This is a genomic window from Rhodococcus sp. T2V (genome assembly GCF_029269925.1).
GTDB classification, from domain to species: Bacteria; Actinomycetota; Actinomycetes; order Mycobacteriales; family Mycobacteriaceae; genus Rhodococcus_F; species Rhodococcus_F koreensis.
Map to the genome: position 1 here is coordinate 12,995 of NZ_JARJBD010000066.1, position 19,455 is coordinate 32,449.

The 19,455-nt window shown below is 67.1% G+C and carries 17 protein-coding genes and 5 pseudogenes; 14 read left to right on the forward strand and 8 right to left on the reverse strand.

What is annotated here, in order from left to right; all coding sequences use genetic code 11:
- Positions 1-171: 171 nt before the first annotated feature.
- Positions 172-276: pseudogene (locus P3H15_RS37405) on the reverse strand (alpha/beta hydrolase); the annotation flags it as partial.
- Positions 277-337: 61 nt separating this feature from the next.
- On the opposite strand from P3H15_RS37405, the gene P3H15_RS37410 reads away from it, so the two are divergent.
- Positions 338-601 carry a hypothetical protein gene (locus P3H15_RS37410; protein ID WP_276141875.1) on the forward strand — a complete coding sequence of 88 codons (264 nt, stop codon included), beginning with the start codon at positions 338-340 and terminating at the stop codon, positions 599-601.
- Between the two features lie 58 nt (positions 602-659).
- Here P3H15_RS37410 and P3H15_RS37415 read toward each other — a convergent pair.
- The 6 genes and pseudogenes from P3H15_RS37415 to P3H15_RS37440 form a co-directional block, all read right to left on the reverse strand.
- A pseudogene (locus P3H15_RS37415) lies at positions 660-913 on the reverse strand (hypothetical protein).
- 99 nt (positions 914-1,012) lie between these two features.
- A pseudogene (gene phoU / locus P3H15_RS37420) lies at positions 1,013-1,659 on the reverse strand (phosphate signaling complex protein PhoU).
- Positions 1,660-2,946: 1,287 nt separating this feature from the next.
- Entirely contained in the window at positions 2,947-3,156 is a 210-nt protein-coding gene (locus tag P3H15_RS37425) for a hypothetical protein (protein WP_276141876.1), read from the reverse strand.
- 18 nt (positions 3,157-3,174) lie between these two features.
- Entirely contained in the window at positions 3,175-3,456 is a 282-nt protein-coding gene (locus P3H15_RS37430) for a molybdopterin-dependent oxidoreductase (RefSeq protein WP_276141877.1), read from the reverse strand.
- Between the two features lie 262 nt (positions 3,457-3,718).
- Complete coding sequence (locus P3H15_RS37435) at positions 3,719-5,302, reverse strand: ABC transporter substrate-binding protein (RefSeq protein ID WP_276141903.1); 1,584 nt, start codon at positions 5,300-5,302, stop codon at positions 3,719-3,721.
- Positions 5,302-6,516, reverse strand: a complete 1,215-nt coding sequence (locus P3H15_RS37440; RefSeq protein WP_276141878.1) for an MFS transporter — start codon at positions 6,514-6,516, stop codon at positions 5,302-5,304. Before P3H15_RS37440 ends, P3H15_RS37435 begins: the two co-directional genes overlap by 1 nt.
- Positions 6,517-6,852: 336 nt before the next feature.
- Here P3H15_RS37440 and P3H15_RS37445 point away from each other — a divergent pair, with 336 nt between their 5' ends.
- From P3H15_RS37445 to P3H15_RS55870, 12 genes and pseudogenes are all read left to right on the forward strand, one after another.
- Positions 6,853-8,142: a lysine N(6)-hydroxylase/L-ornithine N(5)-oxygenase family protein gene (locus P3H15_RS37445; RefSeq protein ID WP_276141879.1), complete on the forward strand. Its 1,290-nt coding sequence runs from the start codon at positions 6,853-6,855 to the stop codon at positions 8,140-8,142.
- Positions 8,143-8,180: 38 nt separating this feature from the next.
- On the forward strand, positions 8,181-8,522 hold the full coding sequence (locus tag P3H15_RS37450; RefSeq protein WP_276141880.1) for a cupin domain-containing protein: 342 nt from the start codon (positions 8,181-8,183) through the stop codon (positions 8,520-8,522).
- 8 nt (positions 8,523-8,530) lie between these two features.
- Positions 8,531-10,045 (forward strand): class I tRNA ligase family protein, encoded by a 1,515-nt coding sequence (locus P3H15_RS37455; protein WP_276141904.1) that lies wholly within the window; start codon positions 8,531-8,533, stop codon positions 10,043-10,045.
- A 1-nt stretch (position 10,046) separates the two neighbouring features.
- Positions 10,047-11,117, forward strand: a complete 1,071-nt coding sequence (locus tag P3H15_RS37460) for an FAD-dependent oxidoreductase (RefSeq protein ID WP_276141881.1) — start codon at positions 10,047-10,049, stop codon at positions 11,115-11,117.
- Positions 11,114-12,412, forward strand: coding sequence for an acetyl-CoA carboxylase biotin carboxylase subunit family protein (locus P3H15_RS37465; RefSeq protein WP_276141882.1), 1,299 nt, complete (start codon positions 11,114-11,116; stop codon positions 12,410-12,412). Before P3H15_RS37460 ends, P3H15_RS37465 begins: the two co-directional genes overlap by 4 nt.
- Complete coding sequence (locus P3H15_RS37470) at positions 12,409-12,732, forward strand: hypothetical protein (protein ID WP_276141883.1); 324 nt, start codon at positions 12,409-12,411, stop codon at positions 12,730-12,732. Before P3H15_RS37465 ends, P3H15_RS37470 begins: the two co-directional genes overlap by 4 nt.
- On the forward strand, positions 12,729-14,075 hold the full coding sequence (locus P3H15_RS37475; RefSeq protein ID WP_276141884.1) for an FAD-binding oxidoreductase: 1,347 nt from the start codon (positions 12,729-12,731) through the stop codon (positions 14,073-14,075). Before P3H15_RS37470 ends, P3H15_RS37475 begins: the two co-directional genes overlap by 4 nt.
- 2 nt (positions 14,076-14,077) lie before the next feature.
- Positions 14,078-14,611, forward strand: a complete 534-nt coding sequence (locus tag P3H15_RS37480) for a flavin reductase family protein (RefSeq protein WP_276141885.1) — start codon at positions 14,078-14,080, stop codon at positions 14,609-14,611.
- On the forward strand, positions 14,608-15,801 hold the full coding sequence (locus tag P3H15_RS37485) for an acyl-CoA dehydrogenase family protein (protein WP_276141886.1): 1,194 nt from the start codon (positions 14,608-14,610) through the stop codon (positions 15,799-15,801). Before P3H15_RS37480 ends, P3H15_RS37485 begins: the two co-directional genes overlap by 4 nt.
- Positions 15,798-16,022, forward strand: a complete 225-nt coding sequence (locus P3H15_RS37490; protein ID WP_276141887.1) for a hypothetical protein — start codon at positions 15,798-15,800, stop codon at positions 16,020-16,022. Before P3H15_RS37485 ends, P3H15_RS37490 begins: the two co-directional genes overlap by 4 nt.
- A gap of 335 nt (positions 16,023-16,357) precedes the next feature.
- A pseudogene (locus P3H15_RS55865) lies at positions 16,358-16,498 on the forward strand (hypothetical protein); the annotation flags it as partial.
- 88 nt (positions 16,499-16,586) lie between these two features.
- Positions 16,587-16,652, forward strand: a pseudogene (locus P3H15_RS55870) (hypothetical protein); the annotation flags it as partial.
- A 229-nt stretch (positions 16,653-16,881) separates the two neighbouring features.
- On the opposite strand, the gene P3H15_RS37500 reads toward P3H15_RS55870, so the two are convergent.
- Positions 16,882-17,652, reverse strand: a complete 771-nt coding sequence (locus tag P3H15_RS37500) for an ABC transporter permease (RefSeq protein WP_276141905.1) — start codon at positions 17,650-17,652, stop codon at positions 16,882-16,884.
- A 258-nt stretch (positions 17,653-17,910) separates the two neighbouring features.
- Here P3H15_RS37500 and P3H15_RS37505 point away from each other — a divergent pair, with 258 nt between their 5' ends.
- Positions 17,911-19,347 carry an amidase gene (locus tag P3H15_RS37505; protein WP_276141889.1) on the forward strand — a complete coding sequence of 479 codons (1,437 nt, stop codon included), beginning with the start codon at positions 17,911-17,913 and terminating at the stop codon, positions 19,345-19,347.
- Positions 19,348-19,455 lie beyond the last annotated feature (108 nt).

Sequence of the window (19,455 nt, forward strand, 5' to 3'; positions counted from 1 at the left end):
CGGGAATGCTTTCACATTCTCGGCCGGATCTCTGCTTCTCGAGTCTTTCACCGTTACCGATGACTCTCTCGATCCGCGAATTCTAATTTACGCGCGCTCAGCGACCCACCGCAATGCCACGCATCAACTCGTCACAAGTGCTGTTCGCCAGTGACGAGGATGAGGGCGTAATCCCCGTGCGAACGGCGCGACGGCCCGCCAGCCCTCGGCGGCCAGTGCCGGCCCGAGGTGGCGCCAGGTGTGCCCGGTGTCCGGGAAGCCATGCAGAAGCACCAGCCAGCGGCGCGTCATTAGTGCTTATGATCCAGACGTGTAACCGAGCGGAAGGCGCAGACCGATGCCCGAGAAGAAGGATCGCAGTCCGAAACCCGAACCCGGGCCGCTCGGCGCGGGCGCGCGGGTGCTGGTGCGCCGGCCGTCCGAACCGGCGCAGACCGGTCGGATCATCGAGGACTACGCCGAGCTGACCGACACCGAGGAGCGCGGGCACGCCTGGGCGCCGGTGCACCGGTGGGCTATCGCCCTCGACGACGGGCGCCTGGTCTTCGCCGACACCGACGACCTCACCGCCGACCCGAGCACGCCAGGATCCACCGGGTAGACCGACCCGGCCGGTGGACGAACCAGCCCGAGACCATGTCCCGGGCGACTGACCAGAGTTATTTCACCGCCACGCTGCCGGTGAAGGAGAACGGCGCCGTGCCGCCGAAGCAGAAGACGGTCGCGTTCCCGTCGCGAAACCGCTGACCTTTCCCGCAACCCCGGGCCCGAACGCACCGGTCTCGACGTTGAAGCCGGAGTCGAATCCGAAGCAGGTCCAGCTCTCACCGGCAGGTACCGTCACCACCACTTCACCGGACGCCCCGGCGCTCAGCGCCGGTACCGCGGCGCCGGTACCGCCCGTGAAGACCATAGCGGGCGCGATGACCGCCGACGCGATGCGGTGCGGAGAGCCACCATCGCAATTGCGGCCAGGCCGAGCCGGTTTGCCGTCGCCCGGGTGGCCGCTGATCTATGGGTTCAACTGTTCGCCGGTCACCAGGAAGATCACCCGGCGCCCGACCACGACGGTGTGGTCGCCGAAGCGTTCGTAGAAGCGGCCGAGCAGGGTGACTTCTACAGCGGCCGGGATGCTGCCGAGCCAGGACGGATCCTGGATGAGGGTGAGCAGTTGCCGGTGCAGGTCGTCGAGGTCGTCGTCGCGCCTGCCGAGCTCGGCGGCCAGCTCGGGATCATGCGTGCGGAGAACCTGTTCGGCGCCTCGGGCCAGCTCGCCCGCCACCCGCCCCATCCGGGCGAGCAATTCCTCCGCCTCCCCGGACGCGACGTGCTCGGGATGCCGGCGGCGCACGCTCTCGGCCACATGCTGCACCAGCCCGCCCATCCGGCTCAGATCCGTCACCAGGTGCGCACCGGTGACGACTTGGCGCAGGTCCCGGGCGACGGGGCCTGCAGCGCCAGCAGCGCCATCGCCTGCTCCTCGCGCGAACCGCGTAACTCCTCGATCTGTTCGGTGAGGTCGAACACCCGCTCGGCCAGCGGAAGGGCGGCATTGACGAGGGCGTCGGTGGCCGTCTCGATGGCTTCCCCGGCCAGGTGGCACATCAGTGCCAATCGGTCGGTCAGTGCGTCGAGCTGCTCGTGAAACTTCATCCGCATACGCATCATCATCGTGTAGTCCGCCGGGCCGGGCTCGTCGTTTTCGACAAACGGGTTCAGAACCGATGAGTGAGGCGACCGGTCGAAATGCCCCCTGCTCCTGGACAATCGGTGTGATCGGCAGCTGCCTGGGTCCGATGACAGCTCGCGTCTGACGGCCAGTGCGGTTCTTCCGGCGATCGCACCGCGACCACGGCGGGCACCGGATCCGGCACGATCCCGGCCGGTGAGCTGCCGATCCGGGCGTGCCAGTGCTGCGAATGACCTGTTCAACCCATCAATCTGCTCGATGAGGGCCCGTCGACTGCACTCGACGGACGGGCACGAGAACCAACGCATCCGCAGCACGAGACGGCTGGGCCGGTTACCGATCGAGGCGTCGGCGAGAGTGCGGTCGAATCGACTGTGGATCCGCCTCGACACACCCTCGCGGGCCGGGCACGAAGCGAACTGCGCCAGCGGAGACGCCGCCCGGAGTCGGATCCCGCCGGCGGTTACGTCGATGGAATCGATCGCGACTCCGGTCAGATGGGGAAGCAGTACACGCAGGTCACAGAAGTTCTGAGAACACCGGCCGATCATCTCCTGTGCGTTCAACGTCTTCGCGGAGCGACACGCGGACCGTCACGGAAAGTGGGCAAGAACCAATTTTCGGCCGTCGTTGATAACGCGCGGTGCCGTTTCCTGTACCGGCATCGCGCGCTGGACGACGGTGACGCAGGCGAGGCGGCCCCTGGAGAGCATCCAGGGGCCGTTCCCGTTGGGAAGGTCAGGCGCTGTCGAACTCAGCGGCGATCAGAATCGCGGCGTGGGCCATCGGTTTCGATCAGAGCTCGCTCGGGTCCGACTGCACGACAAGGTCGCCACCAACGAGCCGGCCGGGCCCGGCGGCCGTTTCCCCCGACGGTCCCGATCACCGGCCACGTCGTTTCCTACGAGGAGTTTCGACTGCAAGAATCCGCCGCCGACACCGCGCGAGCCATTGACGCGGCCCCACCACCGCGCACCGCGACCGAGCGGTTCGCCGCCATGCTCGGATCGCTCTTCCGGTGGTGCGTTGCGCGGCGTTTGCGCGTACCCGTACTTGCTGTATTACGTTGCTGCCGTAACCGATCCGGTTCCATTCCGGTTCTGCTGGCTGGGTGCGACCCGCGAGGTCGGTGGCTCGCGCACAAATCGTGTGGGCGCCGGGCCGAGCCAGTTCCGTGATCAGTTCCTACCGCTGCCAGCCGTGCCGGTAGCGACTGCCGACAAGGCGCGCCGCCTGCCAGGGCCCGCCGTCCACGCTCACGTCCACCCGGGCGATCGGGGCTGCTCCCGACCACGCCACACCGCGGAGGTCAGGTCGCCGAACTCGACGTGCTGCTCGTGATTCGGCTCGGTGATCAGGGCGCGCACCCGCTGCAGGGTGACCTGCTCCTTGACTTGCTTGCCGTCGCGGGTCCACTCGGAGAAGTATCGGTCGGCCTGGAAGAAGCCGTCGAAGCGGCGGTCCACAGACTCGATTTCGGTGAGTCACTTGACCGACGCCACGCCGTACCGCCCGGGCACGATGAGGCGTACCGGGTAGCCATGTTGGACTGGTAGCCGTTCACCGTTCATCGCATATGCGAGTAGCGCGTCCGAGTCCCGCGCGTCGGCCACGGCGAGACTGCGTTCACACCGAGCGCTCCGGGCCGAGGAGATCCGGGACGATCTCGCCACCGCGCGCCGATCTCGCCGCCTCCCGCGCACAAAAAGAGTCCACCCGCGAACGCATCGAGGACCTCCGCATCGAACTCGGGGGAGTGCGGTCATGGAGAACACCCGAGGTGAATCCGGCGCGGACCAGGACGCGCACCTATCTGCCGGCGATCTGGCAGGCGTGGTCGAAGCACATCCGGGCTTATACGCAGCGCGCTCGCGCACTCGATGCGGATACCCGGACTGATCAACCCGACGCCGGTGGAACCGAAGGCGAGCACACCGCGAGGATCGATGGGCTCGGGCAGATCGCGAGGTCGACCGTCGGTGGGTTCACGGTTGGGCGGCCGGCGGTAGTACTGGACCGGTCAGCGGATTACGACACAGTGACGCTGAACAAGTCGAGTTCCCGAAACGGTGTCACGACCACGTTATGCAGCCGCGTGGACCAACCTGACTGCACGGTCTGGAACCAGAGCGGAATTGCGGGCATGTCCTGCAGCAGTATCTGTCGCTCGGCCTCTTGATAGAGCGCCCACCCCTCCTGTTCGGTCGGTGCCGCGTCTGCGCGGGCAAGCAGTGCATCGACCGCCGGGTTCGAGTACTGTCCGCCGTTCACCGCCGCGTGGGTGCGGTAGATCGGGTTGAGGAAGTTCTCGATCGACGGGTAGTCGGCGACCCAGCCTGAGCGGTAGATCGCGGTCATTCGATGGTCATTGATCGCCTTGCGGAACTCACCGAGCGTCGGCACCGGGACGAACCGACATTCCCGGCCGAGTGCTCGTGTGATCGTGGCACAGGTCGCCTCGACCCAGTCCTGGTTGGCGGTGTCGTTGTTCGCCGTCAGCTCGATGGGTCCTTCGAAGCCGGTCGCGTCGAACAACTGCCGGGCCCGAGCCGGCTGATATGTGCACAGCTGTCCGCACTGGCCGTCGGCGCGTCCCGGCACGCTCGGGGGGACCACGCCGTCGGCAACGACCTTGTCGCCGTCGAACACCGTGTCGATGACGAACTGGCGGTCGATTGCCATCGACAGTGCCTGCCTTAGTTGAGGATTCGCGTAGCGCTCGTCATAGAGCGGGAATGATATCGATTGCACACCCAGATATGTCTGGGACAGGTGCCGGTCCGGGAGCTCCGCGCGGTACCTGCCCTCCGCGAGGGCGGAAGCAGGAGTGATCTCGATGAAGTCGAGCTTGTCCGCCACGACGTCGGCGTAGGCATTCTCCAGCGCCGGGTAGAAGCGAAACTCGACGCGCACGACGTGCGGTTTCTGCGCACCGGCGAACTGCTCATACCGTTCGACGACGATGTTGTGTCCGCGATCGCGCGAGACGAACCGGAACGGCCCATTGCCGACGGGATGTGCCTCGAACGCCGCCTTGTCGGCGAAAAAGCTCGTCGGCAACGGGAAGAACGCCGCGAAACCGAGCTGAGTTCGGAACGCAGAGAACGGTTCGGTCAGGGTGACCACGAACGTGCGGTCGTCGACGACGCGCAGGCCCGACATCGTCGTCGTGGACGGCTGCGGCGACTGGAGCTGGGCGTAACCCTGTATGTGCGAGAGGTAGCCGGCGCCGTGCTGGTTGTTGGGTGCGTATGCCGTGTAGTTCCACGCGTCGACGAAACTGCTCGCCGTGACCGGTGTGCCGTCGTGGAACGTCCAGCCGGATTTCAGGGTGATTGTGTACACGCGAGAGTCGGTGGTCTCGATCGATTCGGCGACCGCGTTGCGCGGTTCGGCGGTGCGTGCGTCGTACTCGACGAGACCACGAAAAAGCGCGCCGATGACCTTGATTCCCCCGCTTTCGGTGGTGTCGCCGGGAATTAGAGCGTTCTCCGGTTCGGTGCCGTTGTAACTGATCGTGGTCTGATTCTCATCGATTCCGGAACCTGTGCAACCGACGGCGAGGAGTAGCACGACGAGGCCGACGATCGCAGTGACCATTCGGGAGGGCATCACGACGGCGACTCCTCGCGCATTCCGACGAGGGCACACCAGGCCGCGGCGACGCCGAGCGCGCCGCAGAGGGCCCACATGCCGCTCGACATCGTCTCCCAGGCCAGCACGCCGAGCGCTGGCCCGAGCGCCATCCCGAGCCCGAACGTCGCCTGGTGGGCGCCGATGTAACGGGCCTTCACTGCCGCTGGGAACTTCGCGGGGTGGGCAAACATGGTGGGGCCGTTGATCATCACGCCGAACACGAACACGACCGTGCATACCAGGATCGCTGCGCCCGAGTGGGTCGCCAGACCGTAGGCGGCGACGCCGAGGCCCATCACCGCGGTGCCGACCGCGCCGACGGTGTTGGGCCGTAGCTTCGTGACATGCGAGGTGATCTTCAGTTCGCAGGCGATCAGCACGAGCGAGGCGGTCATCAGCACGGCACTGTAGAGCGCCGTCGGATAACCGGCGGCGGTGATCTGCAGCGGCAATGCGACGGTGTACTGCACATAGATGATCGTGCCGATCAGGCACGACGCGAGGAACAGCAGGTACCGCCAGTCCCGCAGCAGAATCGCGTATGCGGAGCGCCGATCCGGCGCCGGCTCCTCGGTCTCCCGGGCGGCGCGAACGCTCGGCAGCAGGATGCGTGCCACCGCCGCGTAGACCAACGCGGTGAGGGCGTCGAACCAGAACAGCAGGTTCCAGTCCACCAGGATCAGGCCGGCAGCGATCAGTGGCCCCAGGGCGGCGCCGATGTTCAACGCGGTCCGCATCATTGAGAACGCCATCACCCGGTGCTCGTCCGGCATCAGGTCGGAGAGCAATACCGCCGCCGCCGGCCGGTAGCACTGAGTCGCCAGACCTGCGAGCGCGATTGCCATCAGCAAGGCGAGATACAGGTCGGAGCGGCTCAGCAGCGGAACCGCGCCGAGGATCAGCCCAGACGTCGTCATCGCTGCCACGATTGTCGCGCGTGGACCGATCCGGTGGGTCAGTTCACCGCCGAGCAGGGTGCCCAGCACCGAGCCCGCACTATAGGTAGTCAGCGCTATTCCGGCCGCGCCGATCGAGAAGTCCCGATGCATCAGGTAGAGCAGCAGGAACGTCTGCACAAAGGCGCCGACCTGATTCACTAAGACGCCGCCGAGCAGATATCTGACCGGCGGCGGTGTGGCGTGAACGGCGGCGAGGACGCCCGTCCGCGTCGCGGTCTTCGTTGCAGTCATGGATGAATCCTCATCAGATGTAGGGACCGCCGAATGCGCGGCAGTCGGATTCGAGTCGAACCGGGGCCAGCGCGACACACGTTGACCCGGTGGAGAAACGGTAGGGCCGGCGAGAGCTGCGCGCCACCCCCGAGGGGGCTCGAGGACAACCCTCCGGGGTGCGGTTCCTGCACCCTAGGGGGTGCTGACTCGGAGCTGGCCAATGCGGACAGTTTGAGCAGGACGACATCAGACGTCCGCGGCGAAGACCGCCGAACCGGCTGGCCGAATGCCGGAAAGCCTCGGCTTCAAGAAGTCGACTCGTACTCCATCGAGTCGAGCCCATCGACATTCCGGGTGGAAATTGTGATAGATCAATACGTTGACGTACTGGCCATCGGGGCCGGCCCGGCGAACCTTGCGCTCGCGATCGCCGTCGAGGAATCCGGTTCCCCCGACCTTGCGCACAACACCGTACTGCTCGAGCAGCATCCCGACGTGAAATGGCAGCGGAACATGCTCCTGCCTTGGGCGCGCAGCCAGGTGTCCTTCCTGAAAGACCTTGTTACCCTACGTAATCCGCGTAGCCGCTTCTCGTTCCTGAGTTTCCTGCACGAGCGCGGGCGGTTGGACGAGTTCGTCAACCTGTCCACGTTCAATCCGTACCGCTGGGAGCTGTCCGACTACCAGCAGTGGGTCGCCCACTCCCTCGAGCATGTCTCGGTGCGTTACAACGCCCGCACCGAGAAGGTCGAGCCACGACGCGCGGGCAACGGCGAAATCGTCGGCTGGACCGTGACGCTCACCAGCGGCAGCCGCATGCACTGCCGTGACCTCGTGATCGGCGTCGGCCGGGATCCGCACGTGCCCGAAGTTTTCCGCGACCTGCCCGAGGATCGGGTGATTCACAGCACCCAGTACTGCAACCGGATTGCGCGAGTGCCTGCCGACCGAGCGTTGCGACCTGTCGTCATCGGCGGCGCGCAGAGTGCCGCCGAAATGTTCATGGCGGTACACGACCACCTGCCGAACAGCACGCCGACGCTGGTGCTGCGCTCGATCGGGCTACAGAACTATCAGACGAGCAAGTTCGTCAATGAACTGTTCTTCCCGTCGTTCGTGGACGAGTTCTACGGCACAGGCGACGATGTGCGCGGCCAGATCCTCCAGGAGATGAACCTCACCAACTACGCAGGCCTCGCACCGCCATTCCTCGACGAGATCTATTCACGGCTCTACCAGCAGAAGATGCTGGGCGACAACCGAACGAGCGTCCTGTCGATGACCGAGGTGGTCGCGGCCAGGATGGACGGCGACGAGGTTGTGCTCGATCTACGCGACCGCAAGACCGGCAAGGTCTCACCGCTACGCTGCGACATCGTGCTGCTCGGCACCGGATACGAACCGCAGATGCCCGCGATCGTGCGCGACCTCGCCGAGAGGATTGGTCTCGACGAGATCGTGGTGAGCCGCCGATACCGCGTCGATCACGGCGACTCTGCCGGGGGCGCAGTGTATCTGCAAGGCGTGAACGAGCAGACGCACGGCATCTCCGACTCGCTGATCAGTGTGCTCGCACACCGTAGCCAGGACATCGTCGACGACCTGCTCGATCGTCGCGCAGCCGACGAGGCGAGGTCGGCGTGATGGACATCCGCAGACTGGACCGAGCGAACTTGACGAGGGTGTACGGCCTGGATTCCGAGCGGCTGCTGCCTTGGTCGGCGCTCAATGCACCGTTCGAAGGCGCGTGGTGCGTGCTGCGGCCCGGCGAGGCATCGGATCCGCACGCACACCACGAAAGCGAGATCTTCATCGCGATGAGCGGTCGCGCGGCGCTGGTGGTGGACGGCGCACGGCGCGAGTTCGTTGCCGGCGACATCGCGCATCTTCCGCCGGGAAGCATGCACAACATCGTGAACGACGAAGCCGACGACTTCGAGTACTACGGCATCTGGTGGGACGTCGACATGTCGGCGAGATTCGTGGCACGACACCATGAGGAGGCCCCGAAATTAACGCGCTGACCATCGTCATCTCGCCGGCGCCGACGGCCAACGGCGATCTGCATCTCGGCCACATCGCCGGACCGTTTCTGGCCGCCGACGTCTACACGCGATACGCCCGCGCCGCCGGGCGTGAGGTGCTGTTCGGTACGGGCGTACAGGACACGCCGACCTACGTGGTCACCACCGCCGCGCGGCTGGGTACGACACCGCGGGAGCTGGCCGACCGGTCGGCCAAGGAGATCCAGTCGACCCTCGCCTCGCTCGGCATCGCGGTCGACGCGTTCACCCGCGACGAGGAGCGCTTCACCTCGTTCGTCACGCGGATCGTCGGAGACCTATGGAAGGCTGGTGCGCTGCGGCTGGAATCGGTGAAGCTACCCTTCTCGCCACGCACACGACAGTACCTGGTGGACGGTCATGTTCGCGGCGGATGTCCGGTCTGCCTCGCCGACGGATGCGCGGGGCTCTGCGAGAGCTGCGGTCATCCGATCGCAGCCGGTGAACTCGTCGATCCGCGTTCGACGCAGTCCTCGGACGATCCGCTGGAGTTGCGGGACGCATGGGTGCTGGTGTTGCCGATGGAGCAATACCGCGCCCGGTTGCGCGAACACTTCGCCGGCCTCGGCACGGTGATGCGCCCGCACATGGCACAGGCGATCGAGGAGATGCTGTCACGGCCGCTGCCGAACTTCCCGGTCACCTACCCGGTCTCCTGGGGTATCTCCGCACCGAAAGGCGCGGTGGCGGCCCAGGTGATCAACCCGAATGCGGAACCGGTGGCGTGGGCGATGTACTGCTCGATGCTCGCCGCCGAGAACCGCGGGATTGAGGTGGCGTCCGAGGACGCGCTGTGGCGGCCGGAAGCGGCGTCCGAAGTGGTGTACTTCCTCGGATTCGACAACATCTTCCCGTTCGCGATCTCCGGCCTCGCGATGCTGCTGGCCCTCTCGGACCGGTACGTGTTGCCGAAGAAGTTTCTCACCAACGAGTTCTACGAACTCGACTACCAGAAGTTCTCCACGAGCCGCGGGCACGCGATCTGGGGCAGGGATCTGGCGAGGTCCGCACCGCGCGACCTCATCCGGTTCTATCTCGCCTCGACGAGCCCGGAGCATCAGCGAACCAACTTCGACCGCGGAGCACTCGACACGGTCACGCGGGCACGACTGGTGGAACCGTGGAACGCGGTGGCGGCGAGGGTCGAGGCGTGGGTGGGCCACGGACCCCTCAACGTCTCGGAACATGCCCGAGCAGCTGCCGCGTGTATCGTCGAGCGCTTTACCGCGGCGTACGAGTTGCCCCGGTTCAGCGTGAGCCGGGTTGCGGAGACGCTGACTCAGCAGCTCGACCGGCTGCAACGGTTGACCGCGTACTCGCCCGGCGACTTCTGTCACGAGGTGGACGTCGTGCTGCGGTGTGCGGCCCCGATTCTGATCGATCTGGCTGCGGAGGCTTTGGTGGAGAAGGAAATTCACGCGGTCACCGACCGTGCCGAGATCACGCCGAGGCTTTTGCCCCGGCTGCGGCCCGTGGGAGGGTGACGTGTCGCGCATCGTCATTGCCGGTGCCGGTGTGACCGGGCTGCTCGCCGCCGTCGAGTGCGCCCGCGGGGGCCACCGTGTGATCGTGGTGGACCGGGGCGCCATACCGAACCCGGCGTCCAGCTCGTTCGATCAGCACAGGGTGCTTCGTGCGTTGCACCCCGCAGACGCCCTGCGTACCCGCGACGGGGTGCGCGCACGGCGTCGCTGGCGGGAGCTGGAAAGGCTGCTGGGCGCGCGCCTCTACCGCCGGGTCGGTGTGGTCACCTCATGGCCCGAGAATCGGGTCGACGCGGTGCTCGACACCGCGCACCGCGCGAACGTCGCGGTGCGCTTCCACGATCCGAATTCTGTGCCGCACATCGTCGTCCCGGACGGGCATGTCGTGATGCGGGAACCGGAGGCGGGCGTCCTGCTGGCGGACCGGGTGTTGCGCGCGGCCACCGAATGGCTGCGTGCGCACCCCGCCGTGATGCTGCGGTCTGGGTGCGAAGTCGTGGGCGTCGACATCGACCGGGCGCGACTCACATTGGCCGGCGGCGAGATTCTCGGCGGCGATCTCGTCCTGATCGCCACCGGGGCGTGGTCGTCGACCCTGGTGGACCGTCCGATCGCGCTGCACCGCCAAACGATGATGTACCTGCGCCCGCCCGCCGACACGCGGTCTTGGTGGGAGCAGGCTCCCAGCGCGGGACGCATCGGTGCCGGCGGGCAGGCGTGGCTGCTTCCGCCGGGCGCGGGGACGCTGCTGAAGATCAGCTCCGACAACGTGTGCCGGGAGGTGCGGGAGGTGGGCATCTCCGACGACTCTTGTTGGGCTGCTCGACTTCTGGCCGAGCCCATCCTGACCGACCAACACCGGTACACCATCGCGGCGGTCAAACACTGCCACTACACGGTCGACGCGCGCACCGGCGGCGGCGCGCTCGACCGGATCGGTCCGGCGGTGTGGGCGCGGGCCGCTACCGGCGGCGACGGCTTCCGGACCGCACCGCTGATCGCCGACCGAATTGCCGAGGTTGCGAGCGCGGACCTCGCTGCCGGACCACCCCTCGAGAAGGAACACCGATGAACACCAAGAACGATGCCATCCTCGCCATCGGCAGCGGATTGCGACGCTACCGCGAGTATCTCGTCCGGTCGGTTGCGGCGCGCGCCCGGGAAGTGGGGCTCGACCTCGTGCTGATCAACAACCTGACACCGACCTGGCAGCACGAGTACTTCGACGAGATCACCGTTGTCGACGTCTTCGACCACGCGGTCCTCGCCGACGCGGCGCGCGCGGTCGCCGCGCAACGGCGCGTCGTCGGCGTCGTGTGTTGGGACGAGCCGCTGGTCCAGCCGGCGGCCGACATCGCCGACGAGCTCGGCGTGCCCGGTCTGAGCGCCGCGGGCGTGCGGGGCTGCCGAGACAAGAACCGCACCCGCTCGGTGCTCACCGCGGCCGGCCTCGTGCAGCCCGGATTCGAGCTCACGACCTCGATCGAGCAGGCGCGGGCGGCGGCCGAGCGGATCGGCTACCCGGTCGTCGTGAAGCCGCAGGCGCTCGGCGCCAGCATGGGCGTCATCCTCGCCTCGGACCGAGGCGAACTCGATGCCGCGTTCGGGATCGCCTCGGGCGCCAGCCAGATCGGCGACGCACCGTTCCGCGGCACCGCGATCGTCGAGGAGTTCGCCGTCGGCCCCGAGATCAGCATCGACGCCGCCGTGCACAAGTGCGAATATCTTCCGATGTATTTGGCGCGCAAACGAACCGGCATGGAGCCGTACTTCGAGGAGGTCGGGCACATCGTGGACGCCACCGATCCGCTGCTGTACGACCAGGACCTCATGGCAACGCTCGCGAAGGCGCACCTGGCGATCGGGATCGAGAACGGCATCACCCACACGGAGGTGCGGCTCACCCAGCGCGGTCCACTGATCATCGAGATCAACGGCCGCCTCGGCGGCGACCTGATCCCGTTCCTCGGCAAGATCGCGACAGGCATCGACCCGGGTGAGGTTCTCGTCGACGTCGCCCTCGGCCGCCGACCCGTTGTCACACCAACGCGCAGCGATGTCGCCGGAATCCGGTTCGGCTACCCCGAGCGTGACCTCACCGTTCGCTCAGTCGCGGTACCACACGAGGCGCCGGGGCTGGTGACCGCGGTCGCGATGGTCGAGCCCCGCGCGGAACTGCGCCTGCCGCCCGGCGGATACCTCGCCCGCCATTCGTTCGTCGTGTGCCAGGCCGACGGCGCCGCCACATGCGACACATTGCTCGATGCCGCAGCCGCAGCCGTCCGCGTCGACGGCGACCCGCTCGGCCCACCGGCTTCCGGCGCGACCTTCGGGCTGCCGGCCGGACTGCTGGACGTGGACGAATGATCGACTACGACGGACGGCGCTTTTGCAACCCCGCCGACGACGACGGTGTGATCGCGCAGTACCACCAGCAGGGCAACCTGGTGTGGGCCGACTTCTCCGGCGGGAATGTGCGACGTGGCACGGTCAACGGCACCTGCGACAGCGAGGGCATCCTGGGGCTGGCCTACACCATGGTGCTCGTCAGCGGAGAGGTCGTGGTCGGCTACACACTGTCCACTCCCGAATCAGACGCGAGCGGACGGATCCGGCTCCGCGAGGAGTGGGAGCGTTACGGCGCGAGCGCCACGACCGGCATCTCGTATCTGGAGGAGATCCGGTGAAGGGGCTGCAGAGTCTCGTCGGCGGTGTGGTCCGATATCCCGGCGATCGCGAATTCGAGTCGACCAGTGCCGCGTTCAACAAGCGCTACGCCGGCGTACGGCCGGCCGCCGTGCTGTCGGTCGAAACGGTCACCGATATCGCACACGCGATCGACTGGTCGCGTCAGGAGCAGGTGCCGCTGGTGGCCCGCGGCGGCGGGCACAGCTACGCCGGCAACTCGGTGAACACCGGTCTGGTGCTCGACCTCCGTGGACTCGACGAGGTGCGGATCGACGAATCGAGCGGGCTGGTTACGGTCGGCGGCGGCACCCGGATGGGCAAGCTGTACGCCGAACTCGAGCGCTACGACCTCGCGGTGCCGCTCGGCAACTCCAACGAGGTCGGCATCGGCGGTCTGGTTCTCGGCGGCGGGGTCTCGGCGGTCTCGCGAGCCTTCGGCCTCACCTGCGACGCGCTGGTGGAGACCGACATCGTCCTGGCCGACGGCCGCGTCCTGACGTGCAACGCGAGCGAGAACGCCGACCTGTTCTGGGCCTGCCGCGGCGGGGGAGGCGGCAACTTCGGCGTGAATACCTCGTTCACATTCCAGGCACGCCTTCCTCGCCCGAGTGCGACGTGCCTGCTCCGGTGGCGATGGGACGACGCGAGAGAGGTCGTGGTTCGGATGCAGGAGATCATGCACGACGCACCGGACGAGTTCGCGGCGCGGATCGGCGTGACGCGGGTCGCCGGGTCCGAAGGCGTCGTGTCCGTGGTCGGCCAGCATCTCGGCTCCGCCGACGAGTTGCGCGAGATGTTGGCGCCGGTGCTCACCGTCGCGACGCCCGAGCGCTGCGACCTCGCCGACCGGTCCTACTGGGAAGCCAAGGAGATCCTGCACCACGAGACATCCGGTGATCCCTTCGCGGTGCGGACCCGAGGCACGCCGAAGCCCCTGCCGGAGGCCGGGGTCGAACGCTTCCTCGCGGCGCTCGAACGCTGGCCCGGCAGCACCAACCCCGACGGTGCGGGTGTCGCTCTCTTCACCTGGGGCGGCAAGATCAACCGGGTTCCGGTCGCCGACACGGCATTCGCACATCGAGACCTGCTGTTCCTGGTCTCCATGGACACGTCCTGGAGCACCGGTGACTCGCCGCACACCGTTTCGGCCAATCTCGAATGGCTCGACGATCTGCACACCGAGATGGGCGAATTCGCCGGCGACGCAGCATATGTGAACTTCACCGATCCGGCGTTGCGGGACTGGAGATCCGGGTACTACGGCGCAAACCATCCACGGCTCGCGCAGATCAAGCGGCGTTACGACCCGGACCGGCTGTTCGACTTCGGCCAGGCGGTGTGATCATGTCGAGGCAACGCGCCACCGAACGCGACCTGCGCGGCACCATGCGCGGTTTCGCGACCGGGGTCGCCATCGCGACCACCTTCGCCGACACCGACGGCGGACGCAGACACGATGCAGTCACGGTCAACTCGCTGACCTCCGTGTCGCTGAACCCGCCGCTGGTATCGCTGTGCTTCGGCCGGGAGTCACGGTTCCTCGCTGACCTGCTCGAATCGAAGGTGTGGGCCGCCTCGATCCTCGACGGCGGAGCCAGCTATCTGGCACGGCGTTTCGCACAGGAGCGCGATAGCCGCACCACATCGCTGAGCGCATTGGGCGCCACCGCCGGCGAGTACACCGGGGCCCTGGTGCTCGACGCACCGGCCTGGCTGGAGTGTGTCCTGCAAGCCGCCCACGACATCGGCGACCACACCATGGTCGTCGGCGAGGTGGTCGCCGCCGGAACCCGGCCGGATGGCACCCGCCTCGTCTTCCTCCACGGTGCCTTCCACGTTCTCGACAACCCGAATTCCCGACAAGGAGATCCCACATGACCATCGTCGACGACACCATCAACGAACTCGAGGATCGAGACGTGTACTCGGCCGGCGAGATCCTGGCCCGCGCCAGGGACATCGCCCCCCGGCTGCGCGAGCGATCCGACGACATCGAGCGCGCCCGGCGGCTGCCCTCAGACGTTGTCGAGTTGCTACGGAACACCGGAGTGTTCCGGATGGGATTCTCCCGCAACTTCGGCGGTCCCGAACTGACCTCGATCGAGCAAACCGAGGTCATCGAGGCGATCGCCTACGGCGACGCCTCCGCCGGTTGGTGCGCGATGATCGGCTCCGACTCCGGGCTCTACGCGTCCTTTCTCGCCGAGCCGGTCGCACGGAAGATGTTTCCCAGTCTGGACATGACGACCGCGGGACTGCTGTTCCCAACCGGCCGGGCAGAGCGCGTACCCGGCGGGTATCGGTTGTCTGGAAACTGGCAGTTCGGCAGCGGGATAACACATTCGGACTGGGTGGTGTCCGGGGCGTTCATCTACCGTGACGGTCACCCGGAGCCGAGCCCCGAGGGCGACCCGCACGACTCACGTCTGATGATCGTCCCCCGCTCGCAGGTGGAGGTCATCGACACCTGGCACACGACGGGCCTGGCGGGCAGCGGCAGTTGCGACTACACGATCACCGACGTGTTCGTTCCCGAGGAGCATACACTCGAGTTCGGCACCGTCCACGGTCGGCCGAGCCCGCTCGCCCAGCCCGAAGTGCACATGCGCAACATGCCGGGGGTGCCGCTCGGAGTGGCCCGCGCGGCGCTGGACCACGTGCTCGACGGCGGTGCCGCCCACGCCGACGACTATCGCCTGCAGGTGACCCTGGCCGAATGCGAGGCGGACCTCAACGCCGCCCGGCACGGGGTGTACGGCAGTATGCGGCGCCAGTGGGAGGTACTATCCGCCGGTGCCGCCCTCGACGACCTGACCGCGCACGAGCGCGCGGCACTGCCGCTCTCACGGCTGCATGCGTTCCGGACCGCACGGTCGATCGTCACTCGGCTCTACGACCTGCGCCAGACCGCATCGATCTACCGCCCGTCGCCGCTGGATCGCTGGTTGCGGGACACCACCACCATGTGCCAGCACGTCGTGGCGCAAGACCGGATCCTGCAGTCGGCCGGAGCCTATCTCATCGGTGGCACGCCGAGCTTCAAGCTGAGCCTGGGACTTACCTCGTGACCGCCGACTGGATTGCCATCGAGCAGTACATCGCCGCGCAGCTGATCGGGCGTCCGCCGGTTCAGATGCGAGCCGACGTCCCACACACGCTCGACGCGCTCATCGCGCGCGAGATAGCGAAGGAGGCAACGGGATTGACCCGCATATGGCGACCAGCAGCCTGGGCCCGATCGATGCTGCGGAGCGTCCGCGGCAACTACTCGAATCCCCAGGACTCCTGACATAGCGCAGGAATCGTTGCAGGGTCACCGGTGGGGTTTGGTGCTGTAGCGCAGGGTGAGGGTGGTGCCAGGGTAGACGGTGTGGGTGTCGTTGAGCAGCCGTCAGAGTTCGTCGATGGCGGCGGTGTGAACCGCCCTGGATCGAGTGGCAATGCCGTTACTTCGGCATCGCCGCTGGTCACGTCGTTGCGCCTGCGGAAGGTGTTGATGTGGTTCATGTCCGGAGTGTGCCGAGTGGGTTGATCCAGCGAGGGTGATTTGATGGGTGGTGGGAATTCCAGCCCTCAGATTGACTTCTGGAGTTATTGCGCAGCAACGTTATCCACGCATCCTAGATGGCTGTGGCGGACAACGATTCAGGTGAGGAACGCGGTGGCCACGACCGGTTGACCGATTGTATCGGTCTCGGCGTGCTCACCCGAGTTGTCCACCGCGATCTCGTCGACGAAGTCTTGACGGAAACCGGGGCCGTCGAGCGCCGACGACGCCTGCTGCCCACCCGAGTCATGGTCTATTTCGCGTCGGCGATGACATTGTTTCTTCGACGACACCTACGAAGAGGTGATGTCCAAGTTGGTGCAGGGACTGCGGTTTCTGCGGTCATGGGACGAGGTCTGGCAGGCCCTGAGTTCTTCGGCGTTGTGTCAGGCCCGTGCCCGGCTCGGTGAGCGGCCGCTGCGCGAACTCTACCTGCGGGTTGCCCTGCCACTGGCCGGTTCCGGAACCGCCGGCGGGTGGCTCTGTGAGCTGCAGGTGGTGGCGATCGACGGGGTGCAACTCGATGTCCCCGGCACCACCGCGAACGAAACCGCATGCGGTCGTGGCAACAGCCACGGGCTCGACGCCCCGTACCCGAAGGTCAAAGTGGTCGGTCTCGGTGAATGCCGCACCGACACCGTCGTCGGCGCACCCATCGGTGGAGTGCTGGTCGACGAGCGGGCACTCGCCCGGCCCCTGCTATCAAGTTTCGAGCCGGGCATGCTGGTCCTTGCCGACCGCGGGTTCTTCGGGCGCGAGTTCTGGCACGAAGCCGCCGACACAGGAGCCGACCTGCTCTGGCGAGTGCGGCCCACCACTCGATCGGCGCGAACGCACTCGACACGAACATCAGCGCCATCATCACCATCATCCCGGCGAACTGGACCACGTCCGGGCGCCGCAGCCAGTCCCCGATCAGCCCGAACAACGCGCTCATCGCCCCGGCCAGTACCACCAGCACCACGGCCGCGGCGACGGCATCGACGGCGGTGCCGTAGAACTCGAAACCCAAAGCCACGGTGACGATCCCGAGCAATGCTGCCCGGGCGAGGGTGAACACGGCCTCGTTGATGGTGCGAGCGATTCCCCGGCAGGGCCGCCCGTATCGGCAGGGCCGCGAAGCGGTCGCGCAGGCCGGGGGGTGATCGATCGCGGCGGACACCCCGGCGTTGGTGCCGGCCATCACCGTGGAGACGGCGAGCATCGCCGGGGTGAGGAAGACGATGTAGCTCACCCCGGCCGGCAAGCGGGGTCCGGCGGCGACGCTGCGGAACACCTGACTGAACAGCACCAGCATCGCCATCGGCATGGTCAGCGAGAACATCAGCAACTGCGGAACCCGGGCGCCGGTGCGCAGCTTCCGGACGGTCAGGGCGGCGAGCTGATCCCCGACCGAGGGGCGCCCGCATGTCTGTCAGTTTATTTGGACCACGCGGTGTCGAGATCATCCGTATTGAAACCGAAGTCGGCTTCCTCGTCCTTCGCAAGACATGGGTCGGCCAGCAGGATCGACCAGTGCTGGCGGCGATTATTCCGGGGTGCAGAAATCGCACCCCGGGGGTGCCTGTTCGTTGTCGCGGTGCGCGCAGAAAATCGTCATACGCGCAGATCTGGGAAAGGAGGTGGCCGCATGACCTGGGTGACGGGGTCCGTCGACCCGGGTCACGAGAACACCGCGGCGGCGATCGCGGTGCGGGTGCGTTCCGGTGCTCTGGCGCCGGTCGACGCGGTCAGCGACGCTCTGAACCGAATCGCGGAACGCGATCCCGTGTTGAACGCCTTCGTGTCCGTGCGCGCCGACGAGGCGCTCGCCGAGGCGACGGCGTTGGCCACGCGAGCGGATCTCGTGAAGTTGCCGCTAGCCGGAGTGCCGGTCGCGGTCAAGGACAAGGTAGCGCTCGTGGGGGCACCGCTGCGCGACGGCTCCGCAGCCACCAGCGTCGAGCCGTCGGCGACCGACCACCCGGTGGTGGCGCGGTTGCGCGCGGCCGGCGCCGTGCCCGTGGGGCTGACGGCCGTGTCCGAACTCTGTGTGTGGGGCACAACCGATTCACCGGGTTTTGTCACTCGCAACCCGTGGAATACCGGTCTGTCGGCGGGTGGATCCTCGGGCGGTGCGGCCGCCGCGGTGGCCGCGGGCATGGTCCCGATTTCGCACGGCACCGACTGTCTGGGATCGATCCGCATTCCCGCCGCCGCCTGCGGCCTGGTTGGCCTCAAACCCGGTCGTGGCCTCGTGCCGTCCGAGATCGGGGCAAATTCGATGCACTCGATGGCGGAAAACGGGCCGCTGACGACCACGGTGGCCGACGCGGCGCTGATGCTGTCTGTGCTCGCCGGCCGCCCCGAGCTCGCGGAGATCGGCGATCCGGGCCGTGCCCGGATCGCGGTGGTGCTCGGCCATCCCAACCCGATGGTGCGCACCGACGCGCACTGGGCATGTGGCGTGGAGGAGACGGCACGGATCCTCGACGCGGCCGGCCATCTCACCACCGCCGCGAAAGCGACGCAGGTGTACTCGGCCACCTCGGTACCGGATCTGGTGCGATGGTTCGCCGGTGTCGCCGCGGACGCGGAAACTCTGGATCGTGCAATGCTGCAGCCGAGGACCCGGCGGCATGCCGCGGTGGGGCGGGCTGTCAACAGAGTCGGTTTGGTCCGGCCCGGCCCGGTGGCGCGGGTCGAGCGACGACTGCGCGCCCTCGCCGAGCATTTCGACGTGGTGGTCACTCCCGCGCTGGCGCACCCGCCGCCCGCAGCGGTGGAGTGGAGTCGACGGTCGTGGCTCGCGAACGCGATCGCCTGCATGCGCTTCGCACCCTACAACTCGCTGTGGAATCTGGTGGGATGGCCGGCCGTGACCGTCCCGGTCGGAATCCACCCGCACACCCGGACCCCGCTGGCCGTGCAGATCGCCGCCCCGCCGGGCGGCGAGACCACCGTTTTGGCGCTCGCTGCCCAATTGGAGCAGCTCCAGCCCTGGCCGCGGCTCGCCCGGGCAGCGCCTCGCCACCCCGGACACGGGTGGCATGACTCTGCAATTTTGAGCGTGCAACCAGAGCATTGAGGGTATTCGTCGCGTCGATCTGCTGAGGGCACTTGGTCTCCTGAAGTGTGAATGAAGTGCCCTCATAGCGGCTGCCCTCTCCCACGACAGGCGGGCACATAATGATCG

Coding starts and splice junctions, on each gene's coding strand:
- P3H15_RS37465 (WP_276141882.1), top strand. CDS start 11,114: ATGAACACCAAGAACGATGCCATCCTCGCCATCGGCAGCGGATTGCGA.
- P3H15_RS37440 (WP_276141878.1), bottom strand. CDS start 6,516: ATGACTGCAACGAAGACCGCGACGCGGACGGGCGTCCTCGCCGCCGTT.
- P3H15_RS37470 (WP_276141883.1), top strand. CDS start 12,409: ATGATCGACTACGACGGACGGCGCTTTTGCAACCCCGCCGACGACGAC.
- P3H15_RS37410 (WP_276141875.1), top strand. CDS start 338: ATGCCCGAGAAGAAGGATCGCAGTCCGAAACCCGAACCCGGGCCGCTC.
- P3H15_RS37485 (WP_276141886.1), top strand. CDS start 14,608: ATGACCATCGTCGACGACACCATCAACGAACTCGAGGATCGAGACGTG.
- P3H15_RS37480 (WP_276141885.1), top strand. CDS start 14,078: ATGTCGAGGCAACGCGCCACCGAACGCGACCTGCGCGGCACCATGCGC.
- P3H15_RS37505 (WP_276141889.1), top strand. CDS start 17,911: ATGACCTGGGTGACGGGGTCCGTCGACCCGGGTCACGAGAACACCGCG.
- P3H15_RS37430 (WP_276141877.1), bottom strand. CDS start 3,456: ATGACCGCACTCCCCCGAGTTCGATGCGGAGGTCCTCGATGCGTTCGC.
- P3H15_RS37435 (WP_276141903.1), bottom strand. CDS start 5,302: ATGCCCTCCCGAATGGTCACTGCGATCGTCGGCCTCGTCGTGCTACTC.